General features: G+C 40.2%; 17 protein-coding genes. 5 read left to right on the plus strand and 12 right to left on the minus strand.

The annotated features are described in order from the left end of the window. Positions 1-118: 118 nt before the first annotated feature. The 5 genes from SLH46_RS04665 to SLH46_RS04685 form a co-directional block, all read right to left on the minus strand. On the minus strand, positions 119-2236 hold the full coding sequence (locus SLH46_RS04665) for a sensor histidine kinase (protein WP_320279993.1): 2118 nt from the start codon (positions 2234-2236) through the stop codon (positions 119-121). 2 nt (positions 2237-2238) lie between these two features. After that, positions 2239-2949 carry a LytR/AlgR family response regulator transcription factor gene (locus SLH46_RS04670; protein WP_320279994.1) on the minus strand — a complete coding sequence of 237 codons (711 nt, stop codon included), beginning with the start codon at positions 2947-2949 and terminating at the stop codon, positions 2239-2241. A 240-nt stretch (positions 2950-3189) separates the two neighbouring features. Further along, positions 3190-4593, minus strand: coding sequence for a putative oxidoreductase C-terminal domain-containing protein (locus tag SLH46_RS04675; protein ID WP_320279995.1), 1404 nt, complete (start codon positions 4591-4593; stop codon positions 3190-3192). A 101-nt stretch (positions 4594-4694) separates the two neighbouring features. Further along, complete coding sequence (locus SLH46_RS04680; RefSeq protein WP_320279996.1) at positions 4695-6035, minus strand: BNR-4 repeat-containing protein; 1341 nt, start codon at positions 6033-6035, stop codon at positions 4695-4697. A gap of 140 nt (positions 6036-6175) precedes the next feature. Then, complete coding sequence (locus SLH46_RS04685) at positions 6176-7600, minus strand: hypothetical protein (RefSeq protein ID WP_320279997.1); 1425 nt, start codon at positions 7598-7600, stop codon at positions 6176-6178. Positions 7601-7807: 207 nt separating this feature from the next. On the opposite strand from SLH46_RS04685, the gene SLH46_RS04690 reads away from it, so the two are divergent. Continuing rightward, a complete protein-coding gene (locus SLH46_RS04690; RefSeq protein ID WP_320279998.1) occupies positions 7808-11560 on the plus strand; it encodes a glycoside hydrolase family 2 TIM barrel-domain containing protein in 3753 nt (1250 codons plus the stop codon). A gap of 60 nt (positions 11561-11620) precedes the next feature. On the opposite strand, the gene queG is transcribed toward SLH46_RS04690, so the two are convergent. Further along, on the minus strand, positions 11621-12553 hold the full coding sequence (gene queG / locus SLH46_RS04695) for a tRNA epoxyqueuosine(34) reductase QueG (RefSeq protein ID WP_320279999.1): 933 nt from the start codon (positions 12551-12553) through the stop codon (positions 11621-11623). 124 nt (positions 12554-12677) lie between these two features. Here queG and SLH46_RS04700 point away from each other — a divergent pair, with 124 nt between their 5' ends. Beyond that, the gene (locus SLH46_RS04700) at positions 12678-13592 is read left to right on the plus strand and encodes a Ppx/GppA phosphatase family protein (RefSeq protein ID WP_320280000.1); all 915 of its coding nucleotides are present in this window, start codon (positions 12678-12680) and stop codon (positions 13590-13592) included. Here the strand turns inward: SLH46_RS04700 and amrS are convergent. Together amrS and SLH46_RS04710 are read right to left on the minus strand one after the other, a co-directional pair. Then, positions 13585-14592 (minus strand): AmmeMemoRadiSam system radical SAM enzyme, encoded by a 1008-nt coding sequence (amrS, locus tag SLH46_RS04705; protein ID WP_320280001.1) that lies wholly within the window; start codon positions 14590-14592, stop codon positions 13585-13587. The genes SLH46_RS04700 and amrS overlap by 8 nt on opposite strands. Positions 14593-14651: 59 nt before the next feature. Further along, positions 14652-15452: an XRE family transcriptional regulator gene (locus SLH46_RS04710; RefSeq protein WP_320280002.1), complete on the minus strand. Its 801-nt coding sequence runs from the start codon at positions 15450-15452 to the stop codon at positions 14652-14654. Between the two features lie 235 nt (positions 15453-15687). Here SLH46_RS04710 and SLH46_RS04715 point away from each other — a divergent pair, with 235 nt between their 5' ends. The 3 genes from SLH46_RS04715 to SLH46_RS04725 all read left to right on the plus strand — a co-directional run bounded on the left by SLH46_RS04715 (position 15688) and on the right by SLH46_RS04725 (position 19389). After that, positions 15688-16977, plus strand: a complete 1290-nt coding sequence (locus tag SLH46_RS04715) for a putative DNA modification/repair radical SAM protein (RefSeq protein ID WP_320280003.1) — start codon at positions 15688-15690, stop codon at positions 16975-16977. A gap of 122 nt (positions 16978-17099) precedes the next feature. Continuing rightward, positions 17100-17873, plus strand: coding sequence for a TIGR03915 family putative DNA repair protein (locus SLH46_RS04720; protein ID WP_320280004.1), 774 nt, complete (start codon positions 17100-17102; stop codon positions 17871-17873). A gap of 211 nt (positions 17874-18084) precedes the next feature. Next, positions 18085-19389, plus strand: a complete 1305-nt coding sequence (locus SLH46_RS04725; protein WP_320280005.1) for a DUF6340 family protein — start codon at positions 18085-18087, stop codon at positions 19387-19389. Positions 19390-19490: 101 nt separating this feature from the next. On the opposite strand, the gene SLH46_RS04730 is transcribed toward SLH46_RS04725, so the two are convergent. The 4 genes from SLH46_RS04730 to SLH46_RS04745 form a co-directional block, all read right to left on the minus strand. Continuing rightward, entirely contained in the window at positions 19491-20696 is a 1206-nt protein-coding gene (locus SLH46_RS04730; protein ID WP_320280006.1) for a uracil-xanthine permease family protein, read from the minus strand. A 66-nt stretch (positions 20697-20762) separates the two neighbouring features. Then, positions 20763-21557 (minus strand): 3-keto-disaccharide hydrolase, encoded by a 795-nt coding sequence (locus tag SLH46_RS04735; RefSeq protein ID WP_320280007.1) that lies wholly within the window; start codon positions 21555-21557, stop codon positions 20763-20765. A gap of 87 nt (positions 21558-21644) precedes the next feature. Continuing rightward, entirely contained in the window at positions 21645-21896 is a 252-nt protein-coding gene (locus SLH46_RS04740; protein ID WP_320280008.1) for a DNA-binding protein, read from the minus strand. Positions 21897-22143: 247 nt separating this feature from the next. Further along, positions 22144-25095: a glycoside hydrolase family 3 N-terminal domain-containing protein gene (locus SLH46_RS04745; protein ID WP_320280009.1), complete on the minus strand. Its 2952-nt coding sequence runs from the start codon at positions 25093-25095 to the stop codon at positions 22144-22146. Positions 25096-25199 lie beyond the last annotated feature (104 nt).

Here is a 25199-nt window from a genome sequence, read left to right on the forward strand (position 1 = left end):
TAGTATTGAGAAAAAGATTCAGTTAAAATTATAAATGAAAAAGACACCATATTTGAAGGTTGGCGATTTTTAATCTACGCAAGGGATTGTTGAGTAAGCCCACTGATTTATTTATGAATTACTGAATTTCCAGTGTTCTCAGGGAAGATGAGATGATAATTTCGGTACCGGTTTTATCCTTGTCAAGATCTGATTTATCGATAATTTGGATGGAATAATTCGTATTGTAAAGTTTATTTAGTTGTCTTATTTGCTCTTTTATTATAAGCTCACCCTTTTGTGTGCCTGAGGTAATTTTTAATTCTTTTGAGTGATTAATTCCAATGCCGTCATCTTCAATTATAACTTTTAGCAGATTGTTTTCACGAAAAACACGGATGGTAATTTGCCCGGTATATTCAACTCCAAAAAAGGCATGTTTTACTGCGTTTTCGGCAAAACCCTGTATCAGCATTTTAGGGAATTCGATTTTGGATGTATCAAGCCCTTTTTCAATTTCGAGGGAGTAACTAAATCGTTCTTTAAAACGGAGTTTCTGAAATTCGAGATAGTCCTGAGTAAACTGGAGTTCTTCTTTTAACGAGCGAAACACTTTGTCGGAACTCATCAGCGATGAGCGGATAATACGGGTAAAACGTTGAAATAAATCGTAAGCACCTTCTTTGTCTTGTTTGTAGATAGCATTTCCAACCGAATTTAGTACATTAAACGTAAAATGTGGATCGAGTTGATTGCGAAGGTTTTGCAGCTGCAGGTCGGCAAGTTGTTGTTCCATGGCTTGTCGGTGTTGTGTTCGTTTATTCTGAAAAAACTGGATAAGTGCCACAAACAATATCGAAACAAAGTAAATTGCAAAGTATAACGGAATTTTCAGGTAGTAATAAGGATTTTCGTGGTATCGGTAGTTAAATGCCTTACTTTCGGTATTAACAATGAGTTCGCCATAGTTTTGGTCATCTGAGAAATTAAAGGTTATAAGCCTAATGAAGTCACCAATATCAAGCCTGTTTTGTTCCTTTAGCCGATTGTCGTATACAACAACCTGCTTCGTCAGGTTTTTTGTCACAAGCAATTCCTGCTTGTTGTCGTCATTTAAATCTACCTGACTGAAAATCTTACTTCCGGCGGCTAATTTTAAAATTTTGCTTTTATGCACTCTGAACTGGTCAATATCAAATTCAAACATATTCCTGTCCTCATCTAATTGTGTAAAGAAATACCGTGTTTTGTTCTTGAATTCAATTGTTGAAAAACTTTTTGACACATAAAAATCGAAAACAATACTGTCGACCACCTCCCCCTCCCAATTCATTTTAAATAGTTTATTCTCGGGTTGTTCATTATTCGAAGCAAACAGGTAGTAAATATATCCATCGAGGTAAATCGGGCTTTCAATTCCACTCGGATTAATCCCATAATGTTTTGGAGTGAATGCAAGGTTTAAGTTTTTGTCAAATCCAAAAAACCAGGTGGTGGTGTCGTGATAGGAAAATGGATATTCTTTCGGGATGTTTTCATATGCTGCGCTGCCACAAACAAGTAACATTGAGTCGTTCTGTTCAAAAATTTCTCCTGTTAAATCTCCAGCTCCTGTATTCACAGATGCGATTAATGCATCCTTTGCAAAGTCGTAACGAAATACTTTTCGGGGATACCATGCAAATCCGGCACAGACACTAAAATAGATTTCGGGAATACCGTCGTTATTCGTATCGTAATGTCCTAGCCAGTGTACATTATGGTCCAGGTGTTGTCCGTTATATCCACCTATATTGGTAATAAAACGATTTCTTACAATTCCTTTTTCTGTTTTAAAGTTAAAGGCATCGATAAACAACGAATCTTCATGCATGGTCATAAAAACCAGATCTTTAATCCCATCGTTATTAAAGTCTGCCGAATAGGGGGCTAAAAAAGCTCTGGTTTTATCTTTTGGATATTTAAGATTGTATTGCCCGATGTATTGTTCTTCATCGTTATAATAGCGGATGTGGGCATGTCCTTCCGCTCCATCGTTTCCATAAAGAAAACGTTCGGCTTTACCATCGTTTTCAAGGTCTTCGTAAAAGATAGTTAAATCCTGGCTAACTTGATAAAGTTCGAAAAGAAGAGGAGTAAACTTGATGGGCTGCAACCAAATAATTATTAAGGCCGGAAAAAGAGCCAGAAAAAGTGGATTCTGCCAACTGAATTGATTAATACCTGATTGTGATATGAATTTTCTGAATTTGTTCAAGCCTATTTTGTAGTTCGGTTAAATTCGGTTATAAATGCCCCCGATACATTAAATTCGATTTCTCCTCCGTTTAATCTTACTAAGCAGGTATTGTTGGTTTTGTTGATTTTATAAATAAACTCACCATTTAAAACACAGCCCCGGTTAATTCTAAAAAATGAGGACGGGAGTTTATTAAGCAGCCGCCCCATGTTGTATGATGAGATATATTCTTCTTCATCAATGGTTTTTAATCGGGTGTAGTTTCCATCGGCCTCAAGCAAGAGTAATTCTTCAGGTTTAATGTATATATATCCACCTTTTACGGGGAGTTTTAGTTTGTTGATATTTGGCGTACTTCTCTTTTGTTTTAGGTCGATGAGTTTAGCAACCACTTCTGCTACTTCTTGTCTGTCAACGGGTTTTAAGAGGTAAGAGTACACGTTTAGCTTTATCGCATCTTTTATGTATTTATGGTAGGCGGTAATATAGACTACAGATAATTCCTGGTTATAGGAGCGAATGTTTTCAAGGAGGGATAATCCATTTTGACCGGGCATCTCAATATCGAGGAATAGTGCGTCGGGTTTTAATTTATTGACAGCACTTTCAATTTTGAAGGGATTTGAAATTTCCTGAACTACCTCAACTTTACCGGTATCGGTAAATAAATTTCTGAGGACTTCAATGGCATCTTCTTCATCGTCAGCTATGATAACCCTTATTTTATCCATAGATTTAGATTGTTGCTTTATAAAAATAGCAACTTTTTTATTCTTTCACAGGTTTTCAGTTACTTACACTATAAGTTTGTTAAGGAAGGCGACCGAAATCCTACCTGATAAATTGGGAAATCATTTATTATGGATAGTATTTTGTCAGTAAGGCGATTTAGAATTTGATGGGAATTTGACGATATAAATCAAAAAAAGCTGCCCCAACCGGAACAGCTTTTTTTTGAATATTTTATATAACTACTGCCTTGCAGCTTTTAATCCTTCAGTAGTGGTGTAGTATTTTACAATCATATTCGGCACTTCCCACTCGGGGAGTTTGCCGTCGATCAAATACTGCAGGTATTTTTCAGCTACCTGTCCAAAGTGTGCTTCGTGACCAACTTTATATTTATCAGGAATATTCATCACCCACTTTTCATCACCGATTTTTTTAACGGAAATTCCGGGATAAGTTTCTGCTAATCCGGTAACTGCATTATTCAGACTTCCTGCAAATTCCATCGGGTCTGCATCGGTTACTTCAATATAAAGTTGGGGTTTGTATCCTTCAGCTTCGCCCTGGATAATTTCAAGGTTACATTTTGAACCGCGCATAATGGAATAATGTGTGTCGCCAGCACCTTCGGGTGCTTCAAAATTCCAGATCACCGATGCTTTGGCATGAATACCTTTTAGCGTATAATTGATCTCGCCGTTGCAATAAACCTGCAAAATATCTCCGTCAACATCTTTTTTCAGGAACTCCGGATATTCATCAAGCGAAGTCGATTTTTTAAACATTTCCGGCGTAAGATCAGTTGTCCAGTGTTTGGCTGATACAATTTCCACATCTTCTTTCGAAAGAACTACCTCAGGGAAAGCTTCCCACTGAATCAAATCAACAAGGTGCGTATTTACATCCACAATTCCTTCGCCTTGCTGTTTGGTGTCGAAATACCACACGGGGCGTTTTAGCGGATTTCCCGAAACGTATTTAAAAAAGTGGTGCACACTTTCTTTTGTGATGGCCGGATTTTCAGCCGTTCCTTTTTGCAAGGTTCCAAAAACTTCAGGCAATTGCGACAATTCGCGTTGCAGCATGGTGGTAATTTCATGACGTTCGGTCATGATATCATAGAGTAAAACACCGTTTTCTTCAGCCACCTGAAAAGCTTTTTCCAATTTTGGAAACTCCTCTGGCGAAATTACCATAGGTTTATCGGCCAGCACATTGATTCCTGCCTCGACAGTTTTTAGAATGTAATCGGTCTTCTTGCCGTTATTTCCAGCCGTTACCATTACGTTACCTGGTTTTTCTGCCAGCATTTTCTCAAGGTAATCGGTGCCTTTATAAACCTTTTCTACCCAGGCAGTTGGATTTTCTGCGCGGGTATTGTAGCCTTCAATTCGTTTCAGGTGATCTACAACGTCTACAGCGTCAGGCGCATAAACATTTACTACAGGATCAACCTGCTCGTACATCGATTTTTGCACCAAAGCCGCGTGAAAATGGCCCGGATCGAGGGTCATAATTTTTACTTCTCCTTTTGCTCCGGTAAACATGGCTTTTTCTTTTTCAGCGTTAGTTGATTTTTGGCTGCCACCCGTACATGCAGAAAACAAAATTGCGAGTGCTACGGCCGCCGTTGATAGATGTTTCATGAAATAAATTTATTAGTTATTAGATTTTCGTTGGCGTACACGCAAAATTATACTTTTAATTCAGTTTGAAAAAGGTTGCGGGCAAAGCTCTTCTTCAACTGTTAAGGCTCAACAATGTACTTGATGTTGCAATCATAATCGGTGTAATGAATGTATTTTTTGTTTTCCATCCACAGTACCACGGTTTTTGCATCTTTTGGTTGATACCGCGGAATAAACGGGCGAACATTGTCCAGCGTCGAATTTTGGGTAATCGGCTCAATTTTCCATGAGTTTCCACCATCGCTGGTCGTCCGTTTTTCAATTTCAAAAACACCATTGATTTGGCGCGACAAGTAAATTTCATCGGGTTTGTTCGGATTGAATGTCATGTTACCCATGTAATGCGGTTCGCGTTCAGTTTCACCTTCCTGTGTTTGCGGAAACCATTTACCGGCTTTACAAATTTCATGATCTTCCCAGTTCTTAGTGTCAGCATTGTACCAGGCGTAGTAATAACGGTGATCGGTTTCCTGTGGGTGGCGGGTATACAAAATGTAGGGTGCGCCATCTTTCTCAACAACGTCGCAAATCCATGCACGACCGGTTTCTTCGTTGGCTTTGTAAACCTCTGTTGCATCGGTAACCTGAAAAGGCAACCCGTTAATGTCGCAGATTTTTGTGCCGTCAGCTTTCCAGAATGCACCTTTTTCGTAATAGCAGTAATAAACCGAGTTGGTTGGTTCAACACGCGGGTGTCCGTCGGTAAAAATCATGTGGATTTTAGACTTACCATCGGAATAATATTTTACGTAAGGCCGGTTATTGGGCGTAAAAGGTTGGTCGCTCATTACCACATATTGTTCGCTCCATGTTTCGCCATTGTCTTCCGAAATAATCATATTTGGTTTATAACCGATCCAGCGGCCAAAAACAAACAGCTTGTTGTCTTCCTCACTTAACACAAAAGGATTGGCATAAGTGTATGTTTCTCTCGGGTAATTCTCCAACAATTCGTCGGTTTTTGGTTTGAAAGCGATGCTTTCGCCAAAACTTTTAATATCAGTTCCGTTTGTTGTGGTATTACTTATAACACCTTTGCGGGTTGAGTGCCAGGCATACATTGTAAAGAGATTTCCATTGGGGAGCATTGTAAATGCAGGATTGTCATGATCGTCGAATTCCAACTGCTGATAAATGGTATCGAATTTTGCCTCGTTGGTTTCCGGATTTAATGAGGCTACTTCAATCGATCCGTCTTTTTTAACCCAGCCGGTAATAATTTTGTCGGCATCGGTGTAAATGGCCCGCGGATCCGAAAACCAGCACCATGCACCATCATCAGAAAGTGTATGAATAGTTGGAGTTTGTTGCTCTGAATTATTCTCGTTCTTCTGTGTCGACGAGTTACATGCAAAAAGAAATACAAGCGATAAAATAGGTAGTATAAGAACTGATTTCATAATATTAAATTTGGAAGCCAAAGGTAGTAAATCGAATTTTCTGACCTTGATTCAGACTTATCAAATTTTCTATTTTTTCTGTTAAAGATTTGAAGTTTCCGGTATTTTTTGTGAGTTGGAAGAGTTCTTAAGGAAAATGATCACTCTTCGTTATAAAAGAGTTTTAGTTCAGGGGTGATTTTCCAGTAATGTATAAGTTCAGCTCTTCTTTCCGATTTCTTATAATCGTAAATATTCGACCAATTCATCACGTAACAGTCTTTAGGTAGTCTGACGATTTTTTCTTGTGAACTTGCCATTTTCTGAAAAGCCTTTTTTTCGCAATCGTTTTTATCAAGTCCTTCTGCATCTACAATTGTAAAAAGAGACAGACAAACAACAATTAGAATTCCAAACCTCTTCTTATGTTTGGCAGTTAAGGTTTCGAGTAAGTAAAATGTTGATGCTCCGAAAAAGTAAATGAGAGCAACTGTAACGGGCATAATTGTATCGTATCTAACTATTAGTGGGCGATATGTTCTGTACCCTCCCATGGGAAGCAAAAGAATATATATCAACGAAAAAATACCGATCCATTTTAGCGTGCTTATCAACTTGTTTCCTTCTTCAGAATTAGTCTTTTTGATCAAAAATATATTTAACGAAATTAAAGCCAGAAGAAGAGGAAGTCCCAGAGAATGAAATACGTGTTTCCAAATACCCATGGGCAAAAGCATATAACGTTCTGAAAGCGTCACTACTTCGCCTTGATCTTGTGAATTGTATGAATTCAGAAAAATTGAATACAAACAAACCAGCGCCATTGGAACGAGTAGTATATAAAACCAGTTGGGAAAATTTTTTAGAATATTTCTTATATCCGGGATTTTAGTTGTGTTAAGCCTGATGAGGACGCGAAGAGTGATAAGTAAAATAATAATTCCGGATACGGCAGGAATTAGCGGGCCACTTAAAGGAAGTATTATTAGAAGCGGAGCTAACAAAATAAAGGTGTGAGTTTTAACTTTTTTTCCAATGTGGAGGTTGTCAAAAATAGGTTTGAAAAATACCATCAGTAGGATTAATGGTAGCGCATAAAAAAATGTATATGCAATGGATTGGTCGTTTATGCCCAGCCGGCTCCAGTAACCATACACCTGAAACAGAGGAAGAGTAAGCGCAGCAGCTATTAAAAAATTAAGGTTGAAAATCGATCGTTGTTTACTAATAAATGATGCCAATAAGTATATAAATAAAACTTGAATGATAATCTTTATAAGCGCAGCAGACAAGTATACAGACGATATCGGATTTGTTAATTTCTGCAGCAACAAAGGAGTTTCCTGAAAATACTTCATGTAAGAATAATGGACAAAATAGCGGTTTGGATTGGCATGTTTTTCGCCACTTGAAATTACTTTAAAACCAAACGGATCGTCGATAACTTTTTGAATATTTTTATCAGGCAGAATGTGACTGTCTGTATCTCCATAAAGCGGAGAATTGTAGTATTGTAAGAAGGAGAAAGTTAGATCTGCCAAAATAAAGAAGAGAAGTAGTGTTTTGAGAATCGTTTCTTTCTGCATGTTTATTAGTTTGATTTGGAAGATAAAATTAGAAAAGAATTCAATTTAACATTGTAAATTTAGATGGTAATCTCATGAAAGAATTCTGTCCCTGATAAATTCAAATTAATCTCCGCCTTTGCCAATTGTGGCAGATTAAATGAATTATGTCTGGACTTTTTACGAACTAAGTTTAATTTTACAGGAAACTATAACATTCAAACAAAAATGATCCGCTCTGTTTTCATCCTCTTCATATTTTTTTCGTTTAAGCTACTGGGACAACAAGTCGATTGGCAAAATCCGGCCGTTTTTGAAAAGGGACAAAATGCGCCTCATGCCTTTCATATTCCCTATGCATCGGCTGATGATGCGATTCAGAACTTACCAAAAAAATGCGAAAATTACCAGTTGTTAAACGGACAGTGGAAGTTTAAATGGGTTGAAACGACTGATCAGGTTCCGGCTGATTTCTGGCAGTCCGATTTTGATGTGGAAGAATGGGATGAAATAAAAGTGCCGTCCAACTGGCAAATGGAAGGCTACGGGCATCCAAAATTCAGAAACATAGCACTGTCATTTGAAAATGATCCTCCTAATATTCCCAACTATTACAATCCAACGGGATGCTACAAAACAAAATTTTCCATTCCTGAAAGCTGGGAAGATAAAGAGGTGATGTTGCGTTTCGAAGGCATAAAATCAGCTTCCTACATTTGGGTGAACGGCCAGCAGGTTGGTTACAATCAAGGCGGATTTGAGCCGGCCGAATTTAATCTTACCCCGTTTATTAAAAAGGGTGAAAACGACTTGTCGGTTCAGGTGATACGTTTTTCTGATGGTTCGTATCTCGAAAACCAGGATATGTGGCGCCTTTCGGGTATTTTTCGTGATGTAAAATTATATGCACAGCCCAAAACATTTATACACGACCATTATGTGGTGACCGATTTTGATGAAGACTACAAGGATGCAACTTTGACAGTGGAAACCCATATTCAGAATCAATTACCGGAGGCCGAAACGGGCGAAGTAATTGTAGATGTTTATGATCTTGAGGGCCGCTCCATATTAAAAGACGGATCGCTTCAGCAGGATTTTGAAGTTGATTCGATGGGAGCCGTGAAAGTCAAACTTTCGACTTTGGTCGTTGATCCACCACAATGGTCTGCTGAGTTTCCAAACCTTTTTATAATGCTTGTGCAGCTGAAAAATGCTGAAGGGAAAGTGACCGAAGCATTCACACAAAAAATCGGTTTTCGCGAGGTGGAATACAAGGATAAGATTTTAACGGTGAATGGTGTTCCTGTAAAACTGAATGGCGTGAACAGCCACATGCATCATCCGGAGCACGGGCAGGCAGTACCGCTGGAAACTTTAAAGCAGGACTTATTATTGATGAAACAGTACAACATTAATTGTGTTCGTACCTGTCATTATCCGCCAACACCGGAATATATTGCTTTGGCTGATGAACTTGGGATGTACATTTTTGATGAAGTTGGCGATGAGGCGCACAACAATATTAATTTATCGGAGAAGCCGGAATGGACTGAAATGTATCGCGATCGTTCTCGCAAACTGGTGTATCGCGACCGAAATCATCCGGCGGTGATTGTCTGGAGTGCCGGAAACGAGTCGGGTAGTGGACAAAATATCAACGAAGTAATTAAAACCGGTAAGGCGATCGATCCAAGTCGCCCGGCGTGGATGTATGGCGGAAATACATTTTATATTCCTTTTGAAGATATCGTGGGGCCACGCTACTGGGTACCGGTTGATTATAAAAATCTTGCGCAAGACAAAGTTTTACCGGCTAACGATATGCGTGCTTCGTTTATGGACGAATACCTGGCTGCAACCGGAAATGGCCTTGGCGGCATGGACGAATATTGGGAATACATATGGAAATACCCGCGTTTAACGGGCGGTGCCATTTGGGACTGGATCAGTCCGGGAATAAAAACGCCACGTTGGATTGTGCCAGATCTTTCTGATGAAAAAAACGATGGACAGATTATTGGGCGTCCGACTTTTCAGGAAGGCGTTTCCGGTTGGGGGCTGGAATTCTCGGGGCACGATGATTGGGTGGAATTTTATCGCGATCCAAGTTTGGATATTACCGGAAATCAGTTGACGCTTGATTTTTGGATAAAACCGTCAGAAATCTCACAATCCAATGTGTTTTTAGCAAAAGGTGAGCATGGTTATGGAATTCAAATGGCAGATCCGGAAACGCTGGAATTTTATGTGTATGGACGCGAACGTATTTCGGCCGCAGCAAAAGTTGGAAAGGATTTTTATGAAAACTGGCATCACATTTCAGGTATTTACAATGGAAATCAACTACAGCTCAACATTGATAACAAACGTGTTGCAAGTGCCTCGTTTAATGGGAGTATCAGTTCAACACCTTTCCCGCTTTGTATTGGTCGCGAAGCAGAAAATCAAGACCAGGGTGAGCATTCCGGCCGCATGTCAAAAATGGTGATTGACGAAGTTCGGGTGTTTAACAAAGCTTTAAATATCAACAATATCGAGAAGGAGAAAGATGGGTTGGTGCTCCATCTGAATTTTGAGGAAGATGAAAAAGACGGTGATTTCTATGCAGTTGGTTTGGGCGGAAGAACTTACGGAATAATCTGGCCCGACAGAACGGTTCAGCCTGAAATCAATCAAATAAAACGATCGGGACAACCAATAAAAATTGAAGCCTTGGACATTGAAAACGGAGTGCTGAAAGTTACCAATCGTCATCATTTTAAAAATTTGAATGAACTGGAAGGATTCTGGCAAATTAAGGTGGATGGAGAAACCAGTCAGCGCGGTTTTTTTAATTGCGATATCCCTGCTGGAGAAACCGGGGAAGTTACCATTGATTACCGACGACCACGAATTGAATCAAAAACGGAGTGTTTGCTGGAAGTTTCATTTCTGTTAAAAGAAGATCTGAACTGGGCTCCCAAAGGACACGAAATTGCTTGGGAACAGTTTGTCGTTCCTACTGATTTTTATTTTGTTGAAGAGGAAAAGAACACCTCAAAAGTAACTGCCACAGAGGATGAAAATTATATACGGATAAGTGGCAGCGATTTTAATTATACGATCTATAAAAAGACAGGAAGTTTTGTGTCGTTAAAATACAAAGGAGCCGAGTACCTGGAAGGTGGCCCTGAATTTATGGTTTGGCGCGCTCCAATTGCTAATGATATTGATCCGTGGGGAAGTTACATGCTTGGTCGAGGTAATGTTACGCCCGGAATGGGACGTAGTATAGATAATCAGCTACGTATGCTTGGAATGCGCGATTTGGATTCCGAAGTTGAAGAATTTGAACTGCTTCAGGTGAACGATGATAAGGTGACGATGAAAATGGATGTATTTGCCAACTCCAGTCTCGATCCGTCGAAGCGGAAAGACCAGTGGTTTTTTTATTCGGCATTCGAACAAAAACAAACATGGACATTTTCCGCTGACGGAAGTATTCAGTTGGAGCAGGAAGTTATTCCGCACGGACCAATGCCCGATATGCTGCAGAAAGTAGGACTGCAGTTTCAGTTGCCAAAAAGTTTTAACCGCGTGCAATGGTATGGTCGCGGACCGTTTGAAAACTACCCCGACCGGAAAACCGGGGCAAAAGTGGGAATGTACCATTCATCAGCAGATTCGATGTATGTGCCTTATATTATTCCGCAGGATTACGGTAACCGCAGCGATGTGCGATGGTTAAAAGTACATAACGATGAGGAGCATGGATTACTGATTAAAGGGAACGAGTTGCTGAATTTTAGCCTGCATAAATACACTACCGATAACTTGTCACGGGCAATGTACACCTACCAGTTGGACGAGGCTCCCAATACCATTTTAAATGTGGATTACGAGGTTTCAGGAGTTGGAGGAACAGCTATCCGTCAGTTGCAAAAGTATCGGGTGCGGCCCGATGTGAAAAAGTATACGATTACGATTAAACCGTTTTAAAAAAGTTTCGGAATAAGACTTTTTGTGCGCTAAGCGGTTCAAAACCGCTAAGCGCGTGTATTATCTGGGTTCATCATCTGTCTCAGATAGAAAGCGCAGATTGCGTTGCAGTCCCTTGTAACCCGTTCGTTTTACGGCCGAGTTTTTAAAAAGCTCGTTAAACAGTGGTCGTTCCAGATTTTTCCATTCCTCTTTTTGAAGAGATAAAAGTTTGGGATGAGGTTTAAAACCTGCTTCGTTGTGTGGTTCCGATTTTAAGTTCCACGGACAAACGTCCTGACAAATATCGCAGCCAAAAACACGGTTTTCAAATTGTCCTTTTAAATTGGCATCCATTTCGCCACGCACTTCAATGGTTTGGTACGAGATGCAATTTCGGGCATCAACTACGCGGTCGGCAATAATGGCTTTTGTGGGGCAGGAGTCAATACATTTCGTACATCGTCCGCAATGGTCGCGCACCAGTTTCGGATCATCGTAAGGCAGCTCGATATCGATGATCAGCTCTCCGATAAAAAAGAAACTGCCGTATTCCGGAGAAATAAGGTTGCTGTTTTTCCCTACCCAACCAAGTCCTGCTTTTCTAGCCCACGCACGCTCCAATACAGGAGCCGAGTCAACAAAAGGACGACCCGAACAAGGCGCAATTTCTTCCTGAATAAACTGAAGAAGCTCCTTCAGTTTGTCTTTCATTACAAAATGATAATCGGTGCCGTAAGCGTATTTCGAAAGTACTGGGGCTGATGAATCTTTCTGTGCTGATTCTGGGAAATAATTCAGCAGCACAACAATAATTGTTTTGGCATTTTCAACCAGCAACGACGGATCCAAACGCTTGTCGATATTGCGATTCATGTAGCCCATTTCACCGTGCATATCTTTTGTCAGCCACTCTTTTAATCGTGGTTCATCTTCCTGTAAAAACGAAACTGGAAGAAAGGCGTGATCAAGGAATCCAAGTGCTTGTATTTTTTCCTTTAGTTGCTTCAGCATATTAATTATTGTTGCTTTGCAAATTAATACAAATTTCAGGGAGTGATGGTGAAATAAGACGAAAGCTTTGGAAATTAATACAAAGGTGTATTAATTTGGTGCTTCAACATTTCAAAATTATTTTATGCGCATTGCCGTTATCGATTTAGGAACAAATACCTGCAACCTGCTTATTGCCGAACTGCTTAATTCTGATTTTAAGCTAATGCACCAAAGTAAGCAGCTGGTAAAATTGGGCGACGGAAAGATCAGGGAAAACCAGATTAGTGATGAAGCAACAATGCGCACGACCGATGCTTTTGTTGAGCATAAAAAAGTGATGGACAGATTTGGTGTTGATGAAATAAAAGTTTTTGCAACGTCGGCGGTACGCACGGCTGATAATAAAGCTGAATTTGTAGCGGCAATTCAAAAGGTTTGCAATTGTACAGTTGAAATTATTTCAGGAGAGCGTGAAGCCGAACTGATTTTTAAGGGAGTTTTGCTGGCATTCCGAAATATTGAAAATCCTTCGGTGATTCTGGATATTGGCGGTGGCAGCAATGAAATGATATTAACTCACAAAGAAGCAGTTCTTTGGAAAGAAAGCCGGCCAACCGGTATGTCGCGAATTATTAATTCGTTTAATCTCTCAGATCCGATAAACGAGGAGGAAGTTAAACAACTTCAGAAGTTTTTTGCGGCAGAACATCAAACGGCAATTCAGAACTGCACGGAAAAGAAAGTTGGCACTTTAATCGGTTGCTCAGGTGCTTTTGATACGATTGCCGATATGGTTGATGAGGTAAATCCGGGCGAGAAACAACGGGTAACACAGGTCGTTACATTAGATGAATTTTATGCAGTTAACAAAAAATTGCTGCAATCTACGCGTGATGAACGTTTGCAAATGAAAGGAATGGATTATGTACGTGTAGATTTGATTGTGCCGGCAGTAATTTTAATTGAAACACTTATCTCAAGCATTGGAATAAAACAGATGGTTCAAACCGATTTTGCGTTGCGTGAAGGGGTGCTTTACGAAATGCTTGCTAAATAATTATAGACGCAGTTGAGCCACATTTTTGACATTTTCCGCAGGTATCAATTTTTGTAATTTCCGTTTTGTAGTGGTTTCTCGCAATTAGTTCTGTGTTGCAATTGGGACAATAGGTAGCAGACCGTTCTGTGTCGCTGACATTTCCCAAATAAACATGTTGCAGATGCTGTTTGGCCAAATCGTATAACTCAATTAAAGTTTCTATTGGCGTGGCCGGTGCACTTAATTTGTATTGTGGGTAGTAGCGTGAAAGATGAAGCGGAACTGATTCTCCCAATTCACTTGCAATCCAGTTTACCATGTTTTTAAACTCGGAGATATCATCATTTAATCCGGGAATTATTAAAGTGGTAATTTCAAGATGAGCCGGACTTTCAGCGATTTCTTTCAGCGAATTTAAAACTGGTTGCAATTCGCCTTTGGTGTGTTTTTTATAAAAGTCATTCGAGAAAGCCTTCAGATCGATATTAAAGGCGTCGATAAAAGGAAGTACCTTTTGTAGTGGTTTTTCGTTGATGTAACCGTTTGAAACCACAACATTTTTTAATCCTTTTGATTGAACCAGTTCAGCAGTGTCCAATAAAAACTCGTAAAAAGTAAAAGGTTCGTTGTAGGTGTAGGCAATCCCAATGTTATTCCACGTTTTTAGGGCCTCGGTAACAATTTTTTTGGCGCTGATGTTATGAAAACCTGAAAACTCAGAAGCCCTGCATTGCGAAATCCGGTGGTTCTGACAAAAGGAACAATGCAGGTTACAACCTACTTCTCCAACCGATAAAATGTTTTTTCCAGGATAAAAATGATAGAGTGGTTTCTTTTCGATGGGATCGGAGCCGAGTGCAGCCACCTTGTTATAAATTTCGGTAAGCAAGACGCCATTTTGATTGGATCGAACTTTACAATTGCCCGTTTGACCATCGGATAAAATACAGTTCCACGGGCACAGTTCACACTGAACCTGACAATTGGTAGTTTTGCTATAAAATGATGCTTCCTGCATTTCCTGAAATCAAACTTTTTTAAAGTTACGAAAGGAAAGTGAGAGTAGTTTCTTTAGCCTTACCCAATTTTCGATCCGAGCTTTTTGATGGCCTGCTGCATGTCGTCCATCTGTTTCATCAGGCGATCGATGTCGGTTTCAGGTTCCGGAATTTTGGTGTTCAGGTAACAAACAAACTTCCAGACTTCGGTGACTTCTGCTATTGGCAAGTCGTACGATTGAAATTCCTTATTCAGCGAAATCAGATGTAGCGAGTGGTCAGCAGTAATATTGTTCTGAACCATTTTAAAAACAATACCCTCGTCGCGTGTAACAATTATATATGCTTCGTTGCTTTTAATCTGGTAGAAGTCTTGGATGAACTCGCCAATCACGATGGATCCGTCGGGAATGGGTAACATGGAGTCGCCTTCGATGGAGAACGCCCGGTATTTTTTGTCCTTCGATAAAAATGGCAACTGAAAGACCGGCAATTTCCCGATGTACTCCGGATCGGCAAAACAATTTACATAACCGGCTTTGGCTTTTTCGTTTACAAATTCAATATTGTCGTTGTTGTCCGAATCAACCGTTGTGGCAATCACACGAAGTTTCGTTCCACGGATAAACACATCAAAACCATTTTGCAGATCAGCAAACTGGCTCTCTGAAAGTTGTTGCATATCGATATTTATCAAAGTGTCGATGGCAATGCCAAAATATTTCGAGAAAGCCTGCAGATGCGACACTGTTGGCTGGCTAATTCCATTTTCGAGTGCATTAACAGTTGTTCGCTTTAACTCCAGTGCAATTGCCACCTCGTTTTGTGTACGTTTTTTTCGATTACGTAACAGTTTGATATTCTTGCCAAAGTAGTTCATGTGAAAAAAATGATTTCATCAAAAGTAAAAAATATTCTTGCAGTTTAAAAAGAAATGATTAATTTATTATCGACAGAAATGATAATGTAATTATCAAATGATGTATTTGTTTTAGATCAACATATTTCCTTAATGTTCCTAAATGTTTAAACCCAAAATGAACTGAGGTTCCTGATCCCCGGCATAAACGCCGGGGATTTTTTTGACTACAAACTGCAATATGAGATGAAATACCATGAATGACTCCGTACATGAAAAACTAAAAATTTTATCAGACGCCGCAAAATACGATGTGTCGTGTGCATCGAGCGGAAGTAACCGGGCTAACACGAGCAAAGGAATCGGCAGCGGTGTGGCGTGTGGCATTTGCCACAGTTTTACCGAAGACGGCCGCTGTGTGAGCCTATTTAAAATACTGATGACCAACAACTGTATTTACGATTGTGCTTACTGTATTAATCGACGAACAAACGACAGACCGCGCGCTACTTTTTCGGCACAGGAAATTGTGGATCTTACAATTGGATTTTATCGACGGAACTATATTGAAGGATTATTCCTGAGTTCGGGTGTAATTAAAAATCCGGATTACACCATGGAGCGAATGGTGTTGGTGGCTAAAAAGTTGCGCAACGAAGAGAACTACAATGGTTACATTCACCTGAAAGCGATTCCCGGAGCAAGTAGCGAGTTGATTCACGAGGCCGGAATATGGGCCGACCGATTGAGTGTAAACATGGAAATTCCGACGGAACCGAACCTGAAAAAGCTGGCGCCGGAAAAGAACTACCCTGACATTGTTACGCCCATGGGACAAATTCGAGATTCGATTCTTGTGGCGAAAGAAGAACGCAAAAAGTATCGAAAAGCACCACGGTTTGCTCCGGCCGGTCAAAGTACACAATTGATTGTTGGAGCTACGCCCGAAACCGACCGGCAGATTATTTTGCTGTCGTCGGGTTTGTACAAAAATCAAAACCTGAAACGCGTGTATTTTTCGGGTTACCTTCCTGTGAACAGTTACGATGAGCGATTGCCTGCGATTAACCGACCGCCTTTGGTGCGCGAAAACCGCCTTTATCAAAGCGACTGGCTGATGCGTTTTTACCATTTTAAAGCTGAAGAGATTTTAAACGAAGACCAGCCATTTCTGGATTTGGATGTGGATCCGAAACTCGGATTTGCGCTGAGAAATATGCACTTGTTTCCGGTGGATATAAACCGGGCGGATTACGAAATGATTCTTCGGATTCCCGGGGTAGGAGTGCAGTCGGCGCAAAAGATTATTCTGGCGCGAAAGCACCGCTGGTTAAATTCCTTGCATCTAAAAAAGCTGGGAATAGTGATGAAACGAGCCAAGTATTTTATTACCTGCAACGAGTTGCCTGCCCACAAAATGGACTGGGAACCGCAGCGATTAAAACATAAATTGTTGTGCGAAATGAACTCGAAATACAAAAAGTCGCTTGATACACAGCTGAAGCTTTTTGCTGATTTTAAGCCGGTGCTGCCAACGTTGCATTAGTCAATACAAAATAACAGGTTTGTTAGCTGAAAATCATCCCCCTAATCCCCCTTCGAAGGGGGAATCGCGACGAAGGAGTGAGGGGTATGAAATTTCTAAAAAATTAATGTTCTGAAGATTCCATGAAAATTTACACCTACGATAATACTTTTGAGGGGTTTTTAACCTGCGTTTTCGATTGTTACAACCGAAAAGATTTTCCGGTTGATATTTGTTCGCGATATAGCGAGCAGCGTTACCTTTTTGTTGAAAGCATTGATATCCCTACAAATCCGAAAAAGGCCGAGCGTGTTTGGAAAGGCATTCAGAAACACTTGTCGGGGAAAAATAAACAAATGCTTTTTTACGCTTACCTGTCGGAAGAGTTGGGCATTGAGATGAAGATCTACCGTTTTTTGCGCCGGATGTTTAGCGGGCATCTGAACCTGGAAACTGATTATGGCGATCCTGATGTATTACATCTCACACAGGCCTCACAAAAAGTAAAAAAGGAAGCCATGCGAATGATGCAGTTTGTCCGGTTTCAGCGCACGAAAGACCGGATGTATTTTTGTGGTATCGAACCAAAATACGATGTGATTCCGCTAATCATCAATCATTACCAAAAACGATTTACCGATCAGCGTTGGTTGATTTATGATTTGAAGCGTAACTATGGCATTCTGTATGGTAACGACAAGGTGGAAGAAGTGGAGCTTACTAAAAAACAGTTTAACGCGTACAATGGACAGGTGAAAGAGGAGTTGCTGCATGAAGGCGAAGATTTTTATCAAAAGTTGTGGCGCTCATATTTTAAACACATCAATATTGAAGAGCGTAAAAATCTGAAATTACAACGTCAACATATGCCGCGTCGGTTTTGGCGTTATCTGCCGGAAAAGCAGGAGGCCAATTGATCAGAAAAAGGATGGCATCTGTTTATGAATTTATTCATGCAGGTGCCATCCTCAGTTATAGGAAGTGATGATGAATTAGTGGCGTTTTATTTATAATTATTTTTAATTATAACATTATCAGGGAATTAATTGCGTAGACTTTTTTGACAGTTGTAGTATTATGTTATTTTAGTAAAATATTATATTCATTGAAAATCAACGCTACGCTTTTATGAAAAAATCTCTAACTGTTTTAAGCTTTGTTGCTGTATTACTTTTGGTTTCCGGTCAGTGCGTAATGGCCCAGTTCGGACCAAAATTCAAGTCGTATCTTTATATGGCTCCCGAAAAGCAACTGACCACTGTTCAGCGTATAGCTGTTCTTAATTTTAATAATCTTGGCCCCTATTACGCAAAGGCTGCCGAAGTGGATTTCGGTACAAAACTGGCTGATTACATTACTGCAAACCTGATTGAAGAATATCATGGTGCAGATATGGAAAAGGTGATGATGACAGGTGGAATTACAAATATCTACCAGGTAATTGAACGCAGTAAGCTGGATGCTATTCTAAGGGAACAAAATTTTCAGGCGGGGTCGCGTGTCGATGATAATACGGCTGTTCAAATTGGGAAGATATTAGGTGTTGATGCCATTATAACCGGTAGTCTTTCTTTTGAATTGAAAGATGAAAGGAGGGTTTCGGAATACACCAATAAAAAGACTGATAAAAAGGAGAGTACGCACTACCTGACCCGTTCGGTTATTTCTGAAGCGAGAATGAAAGTGATCGACGTTAAAACTGCCGAAGTTCTGGGAACGCTTGCTCCAAAACATGAAATAAAGGATGAAAAATATAGCAGTAAAGGAAGTGTTCCGCTGAGCGCTGTTCAGTCGGTGAACCAGTTGGCTGATGAGGCTTTCCGGGAATTAGCAAATCAACTTACCAACTACATTGCGCCACATTACGAATATTATGCTTTCGATTTAAAAAAGACAAAAGTTAAGGAATACAAAGATCGCGCTAAAGAGGCCTTGGATTTCTTGAAGATAGGTGAGATAGACAGGGCTTATAAAGTTTATAAAGCGATATACGATGAAGATCCTTATAATCCGGAGGTTTCGTATAATCTTGGTATCTTATATGAAATTACAGGCGACTTTGAAATGGCGAATCAGCTGTACAATAACTCCTACATGATGGATGAAGATGACAAGACTTTTTATGAAGCTTACAAGAGATCTCAGCAAGGATTAGCTTTAAAAGAATACCTCGACAATATGGGCATCCCTATTCAGAAATATGAGTTTCAGGAAGGAGGAAGTTCTGTTTTGGCCGATAGGGTAGTTACAAAAGGAAGCCGGAGCGATCGTTTTCCTGTTTATGAAGAAGCCAGCAGTTCGTCGAAAGAAATTGCCAAAATTCCGGGAGACATTAAGTTGAAAGTAATTCACCAGGTTAAAAACTGGGTTTATATTGAACTGATTGATGGGAAAAAAGCCTTTATCAGTGCAAATGACGTGAAAGCTGAATAGTCAAACTGGTCTGATTATATTCACAAAAAAGGATCCGATCTTTTTATTAGATCGGATCCTTTTTTATCACACGAAGCTAGCGACTCGCTGCTCGAAGCTTTTTATAAATCTTCTTTTTTAGTTGCAGGTAGCAATAAATTCAGAATAATACCAACGGCAGCTGCCAAACCAATTCCGGCCAGCGAGAAAGTTCCGTATTGAATTACAGCCCCACCAATTCCAACGGTAAGTACCAGCGAAACAATTACCTGGTTGCGGGTTTCGCCCATGTTGGTTTTCGAGTCAACCATGGTTTTTATACCGATAGATGCGATCATACCAAAAAGCAACAACATAATTCCGCCAAGTACCGATTGCGGAATGGTTTCCAGCAAGCCGCTGATTTTGCCCACAAAAGCAAATACCAATGCAGTAATGGCCGAAATTCGAAGGATAAACGGGTTGGTAACTTTGGTCAGAGTAATTGCTCCGGTTACTTCGGAATAAGTTGTATTTGGTACACCACCAAAAAATCCGGCTAAAGCAGTCGCAATTCCGTCGCCAAGTAAGGTACGGTGCAAGCCCGGTTTTTCAATAAAGTTCTTGTTGCAAACTCCACCGATGGTATACATATCGCCTACGTGTTCAATAATAGGAGCTATAGCCACCGGAATCATATAAAGAATGGCTTGCCAGCTAAATTTTGGAGTGGTAAATTCAGGTATGCTTATCCAACTTGATTCTTGTACGATGGTGTAATCAACCTTTCCCCAAATGAGTGCAGTAATATAACCTACCGCAATGGCAATAAAAATAGGGATCAGTTTCAGCATCTTCTTGCCAAAAATCACAATCACAATTGCTGTTGCCAATGTAATAATGGCAAGCGCCCAGTCGGTTTTTGCCATGTCGACAGCTGTTGATGCCAGCGATAAACCAATAAGCAAAATGATTGGACCAACCACTACCGAAGGAAACAGTCGCTCAACAAATGTTATTCCTCGTAATTTTACCAGTGCCGAAACTACGCCATAAACTACTCCTACTGCAATAATTCCCGAAAGTGTTCCGGGCCAGCCATAGAGTTTGGTGGCTTCAACTATTGGGGCAATAAAAGCAAAACTACTTCCCAGAAAAACCGGTACTTGTCGTTTTGTTATCAGGTGAAAAAGCAATGTGCCAATACCGGCGGTAAAAAGTGCCACAGCCGGATCGATACCAACCAGAAGCGGCACGAGAACGGTAGCTCCAAAAGCCACAAATAAGAACTGAACACCCAATACGGTGTTTTTAACGGTTAATTGTTCGCGTAAAGATTTACCACTCATATTTTTTGTTTTCGTTTAAAATTTGCGCAAATATACCCGTTGTAATTAAAACAGGTATAAAATATTTTATTGAAGGATTTCGGCAGGAATTTCCTTGATTGGTTTTACCCGAACCGATTTAATAAACAAATCACCACCTTCCGATTGAATCTGGATTTTTCCGGAGCTAAGCGGACGAATTCCGTCTTCTTCGTTAACTCCCGTGTTGGTATTCACCATCGTAACTTGTCCGTTTACAACGTGAACGGTGGTGCGCCCCACACTGTAAAGTTCAACGGTGTTCCATTCGCCGAGCGGATTTTCTGCATCAACCGCTTTTTTTATGCCAGGCCCGTTAAAGTCTTTTCCAAATTGGGTGAGTTCGCCTCCTTTCGAAAACCGGAAACCTTCGTCGGTTTTAGTGGCTTCGGTTTCGCAACATGTGTTATTCATCAGGTAGGTATCACCCAGGTTTTCGTGCATAAGCTGGCACTCAATATTGGTCATCCAGGTGCCCAGTGCATCACCAAAATCTCCGAAACTATGATACAACAGTCCGCTGTTTCGGGTGGTGTAAACCTGTTCGCCCCACTTAAAAACCAATTCAAGATGGTAATTGGCAAAAGTATCAACTGTTGCCAGCGATCCGTTAACTTCTCCTGTAATGTGTATCAGCTTTTCGCCATCAACATCAACTACTTTAAAAACTTTGTCTGTAATGGCTTGTGCATGAATTTCCTCGAATCCTTTAAGGGGTGTTCCGATAAACGTTTCCCAACCATCGAGGTTTTCGCCATTAAACAATGGTTGCCACGGTTCTTCACAAGACGTGAATAAAACTGTAATTAGAATAAATGATAAGAAAAATGAGCATTTTTTCATGAGGAATGGTTTAGATAATTATTTGATAAAAAAAAACTGCCCTATAAATATAGGACAGTTTCTGAATATTTTTTAATCTTTTCTGTTTTAAACCGAAGCTCCGATTAATTGTTGAGCTCTATCGAGAATTGCCGTATCATCCAAGAGAACAATTCCTCCGTTTGGTCCTGGTTCCATATGTATTCCCACTGCTCTTCCACTTGTGTAATTAGCGCCTCCGAAATAATTCCTGACGGTTTCTTCTCTTAATTCAAATTCTTGCGCTATTTGTCTAATTGAACCGTCAGGTAAGCTGTCTTTAATTTTACGCAGCTCGTTAAATGTTATTCTTTTTTCCATATCGCTGTGGTATTATTAATTAATAATGTTTGTTATTTAAAGAACGTGCTTTAAATTTATAATTAATAATTTAATAATAAAAGCTTCACAAACAGCTATTGTTAAATGTTATAAAAAACGGAGAGTATTATGTGTATTAGAGGAGATCGTCGAGTTGTTAATGTGCTGTAGTACAGTGGGTAAAGGTTTTGCTTATATGTTGTAGAACAGGTTTGGTTTTTGGCATCTTAACATTTTTTAAGGATGCCTATTTATCCGTAGAAATACTATCATAAATTCCCTGATGCATGGCTGTTCGAATGTTTAAATCGTAGAGTTTTGAGTTGTTTCGTGTTGGATAAACTCGGTTCGACATAAAGATGTAAAGCAGTCCGTTGTCGGGGTCGGCCCAGGCAAAAGTTCCGGTGTACCCACTGTGTCCAAAACTGTTCTTGCTACTCGAAACTGCGGGGTAAGCATCTTTCAGTTTGTTCTCATCATTGTCGATCAGTGGTTTGTCAAAACCAAGGCCTCTTCGGTTTTCATTCTCGGGGTATTGAATTCGGATAAATTCATTTACCGTAGCTTCTGAAATGTATCGCCGTCCACCAAAATAGCCCTTTTGCAAATACATCTGAAATACTTTGGCCAAATCGTTGGCTGATCCAAACAGACCGGCATTCCCCGAAACTCCTCCCATCATGGCAGCTCCTTCGTCGTGTACATATCCACGCAGTTTTTCCATCCTGAAAAAGTCGTCCACTTCGGTCGGGATAATCTGGTTCATGGGGAAATGTTTGTATGCGTTAAATGTAATTGTTTTAGCCCCCAAAGGTTCGTAGAACGTGTTTTTTACATACGATTCGTAAGGTGTTCCGGTCAGGTTTTCAATAATATCGGGGTAGAGGTAAAAGCTCAGTCCCGAATACAGGTATTTTTTTCTTTTTAGCAGTTCAGATGTACGAATGGTGTCGAACATCGTTTTTCTGAAATCGTGATTCATGCATAAATGTTCCGATATACGAACATCGAATTGCGAAGAAGGAGATTCTTTAAATACATTTTTATCAAGCGTGCCGTCTTCCTGCACAGTCATGGTCCAAAAGGCAATCCACGAAGCTAAACTCGACTGGTGTGCCAAAATCTCACGAAACGTCAGGTTTTCTTTGTTACTGCCAATAAAATCGGGCCAGTACTTACTAAACTTATCGTCGACATTTATTTTTCCTTCGTCAACCAGTTTCATAAGTGCAGGCAGCGGACCGGTTACTTTGGTAACCGACGCCCAATCGTAAATATTTTCTTTGTTTACAGGATAAATACTGTCGTAGGTTTGATAGCCGTAACATTTGTGAAAAACCACCTGTCCGTCTTTGGCAACTAAAACCTGGCAGCCAGGAAAAGCGCGTTCAGAAATTCCCAGGTTCGCAAGTGAGTCTATTTTTCTGGTTATAGTAGCAGAATTCATTCCGGCTTCTTCGGGAATAGTGTAAGCAAAACTTTTATTTGCTTTAACCTCTAAACCATCGCCTGCATTAAATCGTCGATCCGATGAAACAGGAAGCTTTCCATTGGCTTTGAATGCGCCGAAAACAAGTTGAGCTGCCAGTTCCTGGGTAAGTTCATTGTCCTGATGCGCCACAATCAATGCATCAGAATGCTGAATATTGGCAAAGTATTGCAAGGCATACGCACTTCCGAAAAGCGAAAACACTACATTTTGCTCGTGCACCAAATCCATAACCGCTTGTTGCTGGATCTCCGAAATACCATATTTATTCGTTGAATATTTATTGATGCCTTCAATTCCGGCAATTACAAAATTGTAGTTACCCAATTTCTGGCGGAGATTGGCCCACGTTTTTTCAGATGCATCTTTTGGTAGCCAAAAATGATCCATGTCGGTGTATTTGGCGAGCATTTTCTGAAAAGCCGATTTCTGATTTCCACCAATAATTACGGTTGCAATTTTGCGGTTTTCAAGGTCCTGAACCGGAAGTGTATTGTTGTTATTTATTAAAACCGTCATCGATTGTTTGATGAGTTTTCGGTTGGTAACCTGGTATTGAGGTGCATTTAAATCGACAGTGATATTTTTTAAATCAGCCGGTTGGTAGTTGTTTAAACCAACCCAACGTTTTAGCGCCAAAACTGTCCGGCATTTTTCGTTAATTTCCGCTTCACTGATTTCACCTTTTGCTATAGCTTCCTTTATTGTTGAAACCGCTTTTGATACATCTTCAACAAACTCGATCATATCGTTGCCGGCAATCAGTGCCTCCAATTCTGCTCTTCCGGGCGTAGTAACAACGCCTTTCATGGTAATGGCATCAGTAACCACAAAACCTTTATAACCAATCTCGTCTTTAAGGTAATTGGTTACCACTTTATTCGAAAGCGATGAGGTTGTTCCCGAATCATCGAGCGATGGAATATTTAAATGTCCCGTCATAATTCCGGTAATTCCTCTTTTCGATAAATACCGGAAGGGATAGCTCTCGATGGTGTCGATACGGCTTTTTGAATGCTGAACGAGTGGAAGTGTTTTGTGCGAGTCGGTTTTGGTGTCGCCATGTCCCGGGAAATGTTTTGCCACGGGTACTACATGTGCATCCTGCATCCCTTTGGCAACCATCCACGATTTTTGTGCAACATTGTGTTTGTCTTCTCCATACGAGCGGTAGCCAATTACCGGATTATACGGATTAGTATTGATGTCGGCAACCGGCGCAAAATTCATTTGAATTCCCATGCGTTTTAGCTGGTCGGCAAAATCTTTTCCCATTTGATAAAGCAAGGCGGTGTCTTGCACTGCTCCTAACGACTGCGCGTAAGGGTAAACGATTGTACTGTCGGTTCGCATGGCTGGTCCCCATTCACCGTCAATAGCAACTAAAAGTGGAGTCTCCGAAGCTTCCTGAAACTGATTGATCCAGTCGGCGTTTTTTGCCGGCGAACCCTGCATTACCAAAATTCCACCCGGTTTCCACTGTTCTATTCTTCTTTTGAAAATTGCTTTGGCGGCGTCGTTCTGTTTCGGATAAACGGTGATCATCATTAGTTGAGCGATGCGTTCGTCTAAACTCATTCTTTCGAGCTGTTGATTTACCCATTCATCATCTTTAAATTGCAAAAATGGTGGTTCCTGTGCTGAAGTGTTTTTGGAAAAAATCAGAACAAATAATACCAGAAGCAGAACTATATTAGGTGTTGGTTTCATCTTCAAAATGTCGCTAAAAATTAATAACACGAGTTAAACGCATGTTGAAATAAAATAGTACAAGCTATGTATCATAATTTTATTTCATTTTTTGTCCGAATGAT

The sequence above is a fragment of the Draconibacterium sp. IB214405 genome (assembly GCF_033963885.1).
Taxonomy (GTDB): Bacteria; Bacteroidota; Bacteroidia; order Bacteroidales; family Prolixibacteraceae; genus Draconibacterium.

Coding starts and splice junctions, on each gene's coding strand:
- SLH46_RS04710 (WP_320280002.1), bottom strand. CDS start 15,452: ATGAACTACTTTGGCAAGAATATCAAACTGTTACGTAATCGAAAAAAA.
- SLH46_RS04730 (WP_320280006.1), bottom strand. CDS start 20,696: ATGAGTGGTAAATCTTTACGCGAACAATTAACCGTTAAAAACACCGTA.
- SLH46_RS04735 (WP_320280007.1), bottom strand. CDS start 21,557: ATGAAAAAATGCTCATTTTTCTTATCATTTATTCTAATTACAGTTTTA.
- SLH46_RS04725 (WP_320280005.1), top strand. CDS start 18,085: ATGAAAAAATCTCTAACTGTTTTAAGCTTTGTTGCTGTATTACTTTTG.
- SLH46_RS04715 (WP_320280003.1), top strand. CDS start 15,688: ATGAATGACTCCGTACATGAAAAACTAAAAATTTTATCAGACGCCGCA.
- SLH46_RS04745 (WP_320280009.1), bottom strand. CDS start 25,095: ATGAAACCAACACCTAATATAGTTCTGCTTCTGGTATTATTTGTTCTG.
- SLH46_RS04680 (WP_320279996.1), bottom strand. CDS start 6,035: ATGAAATCAGTTCTTATACTACCTATTTTATCGCTTGTATTTCTTTTT.
- SLH46_RS04700 (WP_320280000.1), top strand. CDS start 12,678: ATGCGCATTGCCGTTATCGATTTAGGAACAAATACCTGCAACCTGCTT.
- SLH46_RS04690 (WP_320279998.1), top strand. CDS start 7,808: ATGATCCGCTCTGTTTTCATCCTCTTCATATTTTTTTCGTTTAAGCTA.
- SLH46_RS04740 (WP_320280008.1), bottom strand. CDS start 21,896: ATGGAAAAAAGAATAACATTTAACGAGCTGCGTAAAATTAAAGACAGC.
- SLH46_RS04675 (WP_320279995.1), bottom strand. CDS start 4,593: ATGAAACATCTATCAACGGCGGCCGTAGCACTCGCAATTTTGTTTTCT.
- amrS (WP_320280001.1), bottom strand. CDS start 14,592: ATGCAGGAAGCATCATTTTATAGCAAAACTACCAATTGTCAGGTTCAG.
- SLH46_RS04685 (WP_320279997.1), bottom strand. CDS start 7,600: ATGCAGAAAGAAACGATTCTCAAAACACTACTTCTCTTCTTTATTTTG.
- queG (WP_320279999.1), bottom strand. CDS start 12,553: ATGCTGAAGCAACTAAAGGAAAAAATACAAGCACTTGGATTCCTTGAT.
- SLH46_RS04720 (WP_320280004.1), top strand. CDS start 17,100: ATGAAAATTTACACCTACGATAATACTTTTGAGGGGTTTTTAACCTGC.
- SLH46_RS04670 (WP_320279994.1), bottom strand. CDS start 2,949: ATGGATAAAATAAGGGTTATCATAGCTGACGATGAAGAAGATGCCATT.